The sequence below is a fragment of the Candidatus Binataceae bacterium genome (assembly GCA_036495685.1).
Lineage (GTDB): Bacteria > Desulfobacterota > Binatia > Binatales > Binataceae > JAFAHS01.
This window is the reverse complement of the sequence record DASXMJ010000127.1, coordinates 1-9301: the sequence shown is the minus strand read 5'-3', so window position 1 is coordinate 9301 and position 9301 is coordinate 1. Positions and strand designations below refer to the sequence as shown.

Sequence of the window (9301 nt, the reverse complement as noted above, 5' to 3'; positions counted from 1 at the left end):
TGAATCACCAAGTCCAGCACCAACGGAGTCATAGCGAGGCAGATCGTGTCGTTGACCAGGAAGGCGGAGAGGACCCCAGTGAAGGCCACAACCGCGATTAACAATGTCAGAGGATGCCGGACGCGCTTGATGATTGCTCTGCTCACGAAGCGCAGGAAGCCCGAGAGCCTCAGGTTCGCGACCACGATCATCACACCGAGCAGGAGCATGATGGTGTCGAAGTCGATGGCGCGATAGGCGCCTCCAGCCGGCAGCGCTCCGAAGGCAACCATCAGGCTTGCACCGACGAAGGCCGCACCCGCGCGATCGATTTTGAATCCCGGAAGGCGGCCGACGGCTACTGCGAAATAGGTGATGGTGAAGATCGCGATCGCGACGAGTTTCGGGATCCATGGGCCGGCCTCTCGCGTCCACAGGAGAGGGATTTGCCAATGTATGGCGCGGCGTTCCAGCAAAAACGGCTATGGCAACGCTTGAAAGACACGAAACTACGGCTACCAAGAGTGCAGAGCGTCGGCGCGGACGAGCTAGTGCGATCTTTGGAGTGATCTCCGGATGAGAGACCTGTACGGTGGCGTTGAGCCGTGTGGTCAACGTATCAGCCTCGATTTAAACTTTTGTGATTTCACATCGCCGGTCTCGGGCATCGTGACCCAAAAGAAGGCCAGCGCCAGTAGCGCGACAATGGTCAACAAAATGAAACCTGCTCCATAACCTTTGCGTTCAGCGACGAAGCCGGCGATTACGTTGCTCAGCGAGCCTCCGATGGCGACGCAGGTTTTCATCACGCCCTGCATCAGATTGAAGCGGCCGGTGCGCTGCGCGAGGTCCGAAACTACGATCACCGCGAGGACGCCGAAGATTCCGGCTCCAATTCCGTCCAGTACCTGGACCGACACCAGGAGATAGGGATTCGTTATAATCGCGAAAAGCAGCCCGCGAATCGGAAGCACCGCGAAGCCGACCAGGAAGACGGGTCTACGGCCCCATGAATCGGCGAGCCGGCCCGTGAGCAGCGCAATCGGCGTCATGACCAACCTGGGCAACGATGATGCAGGCCACTATATGGCGCCGCGAGGCTCGGATGCCTGGAGGAGAGCATCTCGCCCACCAGCGGCAACATTGCCGCGTTAGCCAGATGGAACAGGACCACCGCCAGGGTGAAGATCGCGATCCGCGAATCGCGCACCAACTCACGAATCACTTCCTGTTGAATTGTGGTCCGCGGAAGGCCACATCCCGGAGCCAAGGTTCGCACTCGGGTTGGTCGCGCTTCGCCCGGTTTCGATGATGCGTCCGTGTAGCTGTCAACGGTCTTCGAAACCGATCCACTGTGGTCATGAAAATTGATCCACCCGCGCGGGGGATAGCCATCGTTTGTGTGGTTGGCGCATTCCTGATCGGCGCGTTCAACGGCGCGCAGGTCAATGCGGCACGAACGACGGAGGCGGATTGGATCGAAGCCATTCAGTCCGCCGACACCAACTAAACGAAAGGAATCAATTGGAGGTAAGTGTCATGTCTATCAACAAAGCTATCAACGAGCAGTAGAACGCAAAATTTCAGCAGGTCCTTCAAAAAAAAGTGCTTCGTCAGAAGTCGTGTACAAGAGTTTCGCTAATTCAAAGCGAATTTAAGCTTGTCCTTTATACTGAGTATGAGTCAGCTCCGCTGATTGAGCCATTCGCGTTTAGCCGGGCTGAGGTCCGTCATAAAATGGTGATGAGCCGAAGGCCGAGGTGTCTCTTATGTTGCAACAACTTTTAGATCAAATAAGGACCGGTGGTTTTCTCTCTCCATGGGTCATCGGTCCTGCTGTTTTTCTCTTTTCGATCGTCATTCTGCTTGCGCTTAAGAACCTGATCCTCGCGGTGTTCCGTGGTTACATCGCGCAACGCGCGAGCCTCGCTTGGGCAGACTCGTTTATGGAGGCGCTGTCACCGGCTTTGACAATTGTCGTTGTCGCAAGCGGCGTCGCTCTGCTCGACCGCACCCTCCCGCTTTCCCCCAGATCTGACAGAGCTTTTGATGTGGCAGTGGCGGGTGCACTAGTCCTAGCCTTGGTCATTTTTACCGATCGCATCTGTAGAAAGTTGATCGAGCGCCTGGCGTTGAGGTCTTCCGCGGTCCAGGGGGCGTTGGGACTGCTCCAGGGGGGAGTGCGTGGAGTGATTATCGGACTTGGCATGCTGGTTTTCCTCGACAGCATTGGGATTTCGATCACTCCGCTGATAGCCTCTCTAGGCGTCGGAAGCCTGGCAGTGGCCTTGGCGCTGCAAGACACTCTGGCCAACTTGTTCGCCGGCATCTACATGATCGCGGAGAAGCCGGTCGAAGCCGGGCATTTCATCAAGCTGGAGAGCGGTGAGGAGGGACATGTCACCAGAGTCGGCTGGCGTAACACCCGCATTTGCATGCTGAATGACACGATGGTCGTGGTGCCGAACAGCAAGCTGGCAGGCAGTGTGATTACAAATTTCAGTCTGCCCCAACATCAACTAGCAGTGAGCGTGGAGGTCGGCGTGGACTACAGCTGCGATCTTGACCGCGTCGAACAAGTAACGCTGGAGGTAGCACGCGAGCTGATGACACATTCAGATGGCGCGGCACCCGGATTCGAATCACGAATGCGTTATCACACTTTCGCCGATTCAAGCGTCGATTTTACCGTGTGGCTTGGAGCCCGCGATTTCGTTTCAGGAATGAAGGTCAAACATGAATTCATCAAACTTCTGCATAAGCGCTATCAAAGTGAGGAGATCTCGATTCCTTTTCCCAAGCACTCGCTGGAGTTCACGTCAGAAACCATCCTGAAGGTGGGAGAGATGATCTCGCACAAGCTGAAGGATTTTGCGCACACTCGCAACGAGGGAACGGTATAACCGTTTGCGGCGATCGAATTTGACTGCGGATTTACTTTGAGTCCCAGGTAGCGCGCCCGGATAAGAAGGACCCGACCGAAGGCTTGGAGTCATACTGGACCGGCCCGTGACAAGAAGGTAAGAGCGACCGCCTTTTTGCTACGAGGGTTCCGCCACAGGCTCGGCGTCCGACGTGATCGTCGAGACGAAACGGTTGAGCCGCCCGCGCGTGACGGCGAGACCCTCCGCCCTCCGCACCTCACCGATTCAATTCCTCGAGTAGAGCCTTGGCTTCCTTCAGATCCGAGATGTCAAAGCCCTCGGTGAACCAGTTGTAGATCTCTGCAAGCATCCTGCGAACCTCGTCGCGACGGTTATTGTCGCGCAGCAAGCGCGCGAGGCTCACGGTCGCGCGCAGCTCCCACCACTTCCCCTCCTGCGTCTGCGCGACATCGATGGCAGTGCGAAAACAACTTTCAGACTCGTCTTCGGCAGGACGATCGCGCATCAGAACACCTCTACTGTCTACTGTGTTCACCGGTGGCCTCACCTAGGTTTGCGTTCCTCCTCGTTCAGATTGTGGGTGTATTCCTCGAGGTCGTTGAGTAGGGCCTCTATCGTGCGGTGCTCCCAACGCCCCATATCGCAGCGCGCCTCGGCGAACTCCCGGAGCTTTTCCTGTGTCGTCAGATGGATCACCTCCTTTGCCCCTGGCTTCAATCCGGAGGCGCCGGCCGTGGAAAAACATGGAACCCGCCTCTCGCCTCTGCTTCCGCCATCAAGTAAAGCTCAGAGCACGATGGCAGCGGTGAAGGCGCTTCAGGTGCAGGTTGTCCCGGTTCGACCTCCTCTCAAATGGGCCGGCGGCAAACGGTCGCTCGTGCCGCATATCGCCGAATTTTGGGAGCGTCACAAGGACCGGCGCCTTGTCGAGCCGTTTTGTGGCGGACTGGCTGTCACCCTCAGCCTACGTCCCCACCGGGCGCTATTGAACGACATCAACCCGCACGCGGTCCATTTCTATTCGTGGCTCAAGCGTGGGCTCCGCGTGGATGACCGTCTGGAATTTGGAAATAGCGAGCCGCTCTACTATCGGCATCGAAAGCGATTCAACAAGCTGATCTCGAACGGCGGAGCCGAATCCGCAGAGGCCCGCGGCGCTTTTCTACTACCTCAATCGCACCTGCTACAACGGCCTTTGCCGCTTCAATTCGAAAGGAGAGTTCAACGTCCCCTTCGGCCGATACAAACGGATCAACTATAAGCGCGACTTCAGCGATTACTGCCGCATTCCGCGTGATTGGCAGTTCTCCGTTGGCGACTTCGAGGGGATTGCCGTCAATTCTGGCGACTTCGTCTATGCGGACCCGCCGTACGATGTAGAGTTCAGATCCTACGCGAAAGAAGGATTCAGCTGGGAAGACCAGGTTCGCTTAGCGAAGTGGCTGGCTAAGCACCCCGGACCCACCGTTCTCTCGAATCAGGCCACCGATCGAGTCCTCCGGCTTTATCGAAAGCCCGGCTTCAAGCTTCGCCTGATTGATGGGCCCCGCATGATCAACTGCACGGGAGACAGATCGCCGGCCAAGGAAGTGTTGGCGACTCGGCGTCTCGGTTAGCGCGTGGGGCGGAACACAAACACCGGCGCCGTCTTGGAGAACATGGTCCTTCCAGCGCTCAAGCGCGGCGGTTACTCGTATCGAAAACAGGTAGTCGTCGGCGCGCGTCCAGGCGGTGGAAAGCACAAGGTGGATTTGGTCGCAGAAAAATCTGGCCAGGAGTTCCTGATTTCAATGAAATGGCAGCAAAGCTCGGGTACTGCTGAGCAGAAGGTGCCCTTCGAGATCATTTGCCTCGCCGAAGCAGTCGGGGAAACTCCGAGCTACAAACGCGGCTACGCGGTTCTCGGCGGACCCGGCTGGACGGTCAGGGAATATTACGTTGAGAAAATCCAGAAGCACCTGGTCGGCACCGAGACCGTGAAAGTTTTTTTCGCTGGAGGTTGCGCTAGCGAATGAGGGCAACCTCTGAAAACCCCCGGTCTCTGCGCTCATTGTCAGCCCGATTCATTAAGGTCGGCGATCGGACACAATTTGTAAAGTCGGCCATCGCCCACGAGCGCGAGCCCTTCTTCCTTTGTCCGACAGCGCAAAGGGACTGAACGATATTTAAGGTGTGGGGTCTCGAACGCGACTACCCTGCGCTCGGGCTTTGTCGTCAATCGCCAGCGTAAATCGCGGAGACAGAAAGGTAGGCCCTCCCAGAAATGGGAGTGACCATCCCGCCACGAGGCTTGGAGCCAAACATCCGGACTGGATTTCGACCCGAGCTCGCAAGCAGAGGATTCGAAATATTTAAGTCTCGCGCGAAAACGCTAGCAAACACGCGCTTAATTGCGCGGGTTAGCCTGTCAGGTTGGACGCAGGTTGGATTGATCAAAACCAGCGCGGTGTCTTCTGTGTCTTCTCAAGCGCGAAGGGATTGCGCCGCTTCGCTTCCGCGAATAGCCGCGCTTGCTTGCAGGCACTGGGGTTCCGCGCGCTTACCTTTCTGGCTTTCACCGTTGGGGAAGCCGAGCGCGCGCCAAAATGCGGCGTGCTTGCGCCCAAGCGCTCTTGCGCGGCACGAAGACGCTGGACGCGAGCGCGCCGCGCGGTTGGGCCGGCTATGGACAATGGCTGGAGCGATCTATGGAGGGAGAAGTACTAACGGTGCAGGAACTGGCGCGGATTTTAAGGGTTAACACCTCAACTATTTACAGGCGAATCAAACGCGGTGGTTGGCCGGCTTTTAGAGTTAGCTCAGACTGGCGGTTCGATGGCGATTCGGTCGAGGCTTGGCTGAAGTCACAGATGGTGGGGCCGAAGGACTGGCGATTGCTTGCGCAGTGAACCGCAGATTTGGGTGGAGGTCCCAAGCTGCTACTGCCTCTGCCGTATGTCAATAGCAATAGTTTGCCTATTGTTCATCCGGCGACGAATGGCCTAGACGAGCCGAAGACTCAGTAATCCTTGTGCCATTGCAACTCGATCTGATTGCCGTAACCAACGGAAGTCGAGGTGTTAATATTGATCTCAGGAGTCAGGTGATAACTGAACGCGCCGCGGCGTTTGCGCGGATCCACCGTCTCCTGTGACGCCGACAAGTAGATGTTCTGGCCGACATAGCGCCCGACGCCCACGCCTCCCGTTTCAGTCGTCGTTATGCCTATGTCCTCCAGCCCGAGTGAGTCGGCAATCGCGCGTCCGGCCTGTGATGCCGCCATCTGCATCGCCTGATTCTGGAGATTCTGCTGCTGCGAACCGTTGAGCTTACTGACTGGCCTTCCGAACATCACCATCGCCAGGATGTCTGCCTGCTCCATTGGCGGTGAGCTGCTCAGCGCCAGGTTGGGCTTGGATGCAGGCCCGGTAATGTCGGCCGAGACCGTGTAATTTTGCACTCGCTTCTGCGCCCGGATGTCCAGCAAGGGATCTATCCCGGCTCCGCCCACAAAATTGATGTCCCCGCGCACGAGATCGAAGCTCTTGCTCGCCACCCGCACATTACCCTGGACCGTGTGAATCACGCCGGTCACATCCACCGAGGCATGCGTCGGTTTTTTAACCTGAAGCTTGCCCTGAAGTTCGATCTGCGCCTCATCAGTCTTGATCCAGTTGTTCCGGTCGATCTGGATCCCAAGGTCGATGGCAACGTCACCCGACGGAGGCGCCGGGCCAGTGGGAGTCGAAGCCGCAGTCGGCGGCTTCTGCTCGACATCTGATTGCGCCACCTGGATGGTCTCATCAGGCTTCAGTGATTGCTGCTGGAACAGCGAAATGTCAGGCCGAACCAGACCGGAAAGCGATTCGATAGCTCCGGATACGCTGAGACTCTGCGTCGGGCCTGAGCAGTTCACAGCTCCGGCGATGGTCGAGCTGTATTCTTGAGTGGCAATCGCGGGCCACTTGTCGAAGGACACCGCGACACTCAATTGTCGCGGCGAGTACCGCTCTAGGTCGATAGTCCCTCTGCCGCTCAGGATTCCGTCGCCGGCGGTGGCGCGCAGATTGGCGAGCCGGATTTGATGCGGGTCGACCTCGATCCTTGCGACGGCCTCTCGCACATAGACGTTTAACGGCTTGATCAGAAATTTCGCGCTTAGATCGAGGTGACCCTGCAGTCTCGGATCTTTCACCGTGCCGCGGGCCGTCACGTCTACCGCGAGCGTGCCTTCGAGATTGTGTACCGAACCTGCCGTGAAAGCGTTGAGAAACGTGAGGTCGATTCCCTGCGAGGTGGCACGCAAGTCCATCTCACCTGCGGGCTCCGCCTGGAACCGAGGTGACCACGCCAGCGCGACCGGTATGGTTCCATTTGCACGCAGCGAATGACTATCGTCCTGTCGCAAGGAGACATCGACGAGCGCCTTTCTTGCCGCATATGAGAAATCCGCGTCGAATCCCTGGTAGCGCAGTCCGGAAACACTCAGGTCATCAATCGTCGCGGTTGAGTGGACGAGGGGCTCTGCGGCGGTACCCGACACCTGCGAACGAACCGACAGGAGCCCTTCGATCGCAATCGGTTTCGGCGACATAGCGGCCAATGCACCGAGCGAAACACGATTCGCACTCACTCGCAAATTTTGCGCTCCCGAGCCTGATGCAACACCATCGATAGTGAGCGATTGGTTGCCGCTTGTGAGCACAAAATCTTGGACTTGCAGTTCGCGGTTTCGCACGCGCACTTCCGCAACCCGTTGCAAGCGCCACGCACCACCCTGAGTGGTTAACAAGACCGTCGCTAGGCTGATCCGTAGATCGTCAGGTTGGTAGACCAATCGCGCATCGATATGGTCCGGCCGCGACATCTCGTCGATCGCATTGAGCGAAATCTGTGCGGTTTGAGGTAGGCCGCGGTTGAGCTGAACGGTCGAGGCAATTGATTTGAACTTCGTCGAGGCGTTTATGCTCTCGGCGGTGAGTTCTAGGTGGCCTTGCACATTCGCCGATTGAACTCGCGTCACGTCGTAAGCCACGCGGGCATGTTGCGCGGAGTAAGTGTCCATTTGAAAAGCCGACGTCTGACCCCAGCCACGTGCTCTGAGTTGATCTGCGGTCCCACCGACGGTGCCCGCAAGCTCGATACGCCCGCTCCCGCGATGCCCAGCAAGCGCAAGCCACGGCCCCACTGCTCCAATCCGTAGAGTGTAGGTGAATGATCCTTGCCGCCCCTGGGAAACCGCCACCGTGCCCCGCGCAGTGAGCGAAGCGTCCAGTGCTTCGACTGATGCCTCCCGGAATTGCAGCACACCTTGCGCAAGTTCGGCGGTCAGCGATCCGCGATCAATTTTGATCGTTCCTGCCGTCGATCTTGAGAATTGCAGTGTTGCTTCCGCCTCAGCCGTGTGCGTATCCGTACCAGTCCCACGCAGCGTTGCGCGTGCATTCAGATCGGAAGCCGGCATGCGACCAGGCTGCACTGCGAACGATCGAAGATCGATCCGGCTCATTGTGACTACTGCCCGGTACGACGGCCTTCCTTTCAAATTCACTGCGGCGGTGAGTTCGGAGCGTGAACCGGAATTCACGAGTTGTGCTTCGACAGAGGCGACTTGCCGAAAGAGTTTTCCCGTAAGTACGAGATTCCCAAGGCGCCACTGCCCGATTGCGAGCTTGTCGCCACGCAAATCTGCCGTGGCGTGCAAAGTCGAAAAATCTCGCATGTTGCCTTGAGCATGCACAACTCCGCTGATCGGCCCGCGCGGAAGTCGTTGGTTCCTCGAGGCGTGGAATAGCTCGCCAGCGTTCAAACCGGAAAGCGAGAGCGATGCATCATAGTCGTAAGAACCTCCGCTCGCCCTCGCTCTAGCATTTAGAACCGTGCGCGCACCGGCCGCCGAGATCGCTGCCTGGAGCCGGGCGGCGCTGATTTCACCTTTGATATTGATCGTTCCCACTATGTCGCGAGCGAGATCCAGTCTCGAATCGATGGTGCGAAGGTCGGACGCAGCCAGCTTGCGGATATGCACGACTCCTTCGCCGCGCAACTTAGCCAAATCGGCTAACGTGGCCGACGCCTCGATCTCCGAAGCTTGAGTCCTGAGCGAGAGCGTCGACAGTGTCGCGCTCGCGACACCCCGCGTCTGGTGCAACGCGAATTCAGTATGGAGGATCGTCTCCGGCAAACCGGCGCCGTCGATTCGCGAATCGAGAGTGTGGAGCTGAAACTCCAAACCTCTCGGCTGGATTTGCGCGCTCGCCTCGAGACGGGCATTGCTCAATCGCCATTTGCGCGAGGCGTGTTCGATATCAACGTCGGCGCCAATGATCTTGAAGCGATGAATACTGACTCGGTAACTGGTGCCCTGGTTGGACAGAACCGGGTTCCGGGGCGTGAACGCCGCAACGACGTTCCATCGGCCATCCGGGTTTGTGGCAAGCCTGGCCCGCGGGTGGATC

General features: G+C 57.9%; 9 protein-coding genes. 3 read left to right on the top strand and 6 right to left on the bottom strand.

What is annotated here, in order from left to right:
• From VGI36_12505 to VGI36_12495, 3 genes are all read right to left on the bottom strand, one after another.
• The coding region (locus VGI36_12505; protein HEY2485967.1) for an SLC13 family permease at nt 1-455 on the bottom strand (455 nt) is incomplete at its 3' end.
• 135 nt (nt 456-590) lie between these two features.
• Nucleotides 591-1031: an MFS transporter gene (locus tag VGI36_12500; GenBank protein ID HEY2485966.1), complete on the bottom strand. Its 441-nt coding sequence runs from the start codon at nt 1029-1031 to the stop codon at nt 591-593.
• Nucleotides 1028-1258, bottom strand: a complete 231-nt coding sequence (locus VGI36_12495; protein HEY2485965.1) for a hypothetical protein — start codon at nt 1256-1258, stop codon at nt 1028-1030. Before VGI36_12495 ends, VGI36_12500 begins: the two co-directional genes overlap by 4 nt.
• A gap of 81 nt (nt 1259-1339) precedes the next feature.
• Between VGI36_12495 and VGI36_12490 the strand changes: the two genes are divergently transcribed.
• Both VGI36_12490 and VGI36_12485 read left to right on the top strand, forming a co-directional pair.
• Nucleotides 1340-1489 carry a hypothetical protein gene (locus VGI36_12490; GenBank protein ID HEY2485964.1) on the top strand — a complete coding sequence of 50 codons (150 nt, stop codon included), beginning with the start codon at nt 1340-1342 and terminating at the stop codon, nt 1487-1489.
• Between the two features lie 259 nt (nt 1490-1748).
• Nucleotides 1749-2882 carry a mechanosensitive ion channel family protein gene (locus VGI36_12485; protein ID HEY2485963.1) on the top strand — a complete coding sequence of 378 codons (1134 nt, stop codon included), beginning with the start codon at nt 1749-1751 and terminating at the stop codon, nt 2880-2882.
• Nucleotides 2883-3120: 238 nt separating this feature from the next.
• On the opposite strand, the gene VGI36_12480 is transcribed toward VGI36_12485, so the two are convergent.
• Together VGI36_12480 and VGI36_12475 are read right to left on the bottom strand one after the other, a co-directional pair.
• Complete coding sequence (locus VGI36_12480) at nt 3121-3369, bottom strand: hypothetical protein (protein ID HEY2485962.1); 249 nt, start codon at nt 3367-3369, stop codon at nt 3121-3123.
• Between the two features lie 38 nt (nt 3370-3407).
• Nucleotides 3408-3560, bottom strand: coding sequence for a hypothetical protein (locus VGI36_12475; GenBank protein ID HEY2485961.1), 153 nt, complete (start codon nt 3558-3560; stop codon nt 3408-3410).
• 923 nt (nt 3561-4483) lie between these two features.
• On the opposite strand from VGI36_12475, the gene VGI36_12470 reads away from it, so the two are divergent.
• Nucleotides 4484-4879: a PD-(D/E)XK nuclease superfamily protein gene (locus VGI36_12470; protein ID HEY2485960.1), complete on the top strand. Its 396-nt coding sequence runs from the start codon at nt 4484-4486 to the stop codon at nt 4877-4879.
• 983 nt (nt 4880-5862) lie between these two features.
• Here VGI36_12470 and VGI36_12465 read toward each other — a convergent pair.
• A partial coding sequence (locus VGI36_12465) for a translocation/assembly module TamB domain-containing protein (protein ID HEY2485959.1) occupies nt 5863-9301 on the bottom strand: 3439 nt, incomplete at its 5' end.

What these genes read in the sequence shown, in the direction of transcription:
- VGI36_12485 (HEY2485963.1), top strand. Translation starts at nt 1,749, where the DNA reads ATGTTGCAACAACTTTTAGATCAAATAAGGACCGGTGGTTTTCTCTCT.
- VGI36_12500 (HEY2485966.1), bottom strand. Translation starts at nt 1,031, where the DNA reads ATGACGCCGATTGCGCTGCTCACGGGCCGGCTCGCCGATTCATGGGGC.
- VGI36_12480 (HEY2485962.1), bottom strand. Translation starts at nt 3,369, where the DNA reads ATGCGCGATCGTCCTGCCGAAGACGAGTCTGAAAGTTGTTTTCGCACT.
- VGI36_12490 (HEY2485964.1), top strand. Translation starts at nt 1,340, where the DNA reads ATGAAAATTGATCCACCCGCGCGGGGGATAGCCATCGTTTGTGTGGTT.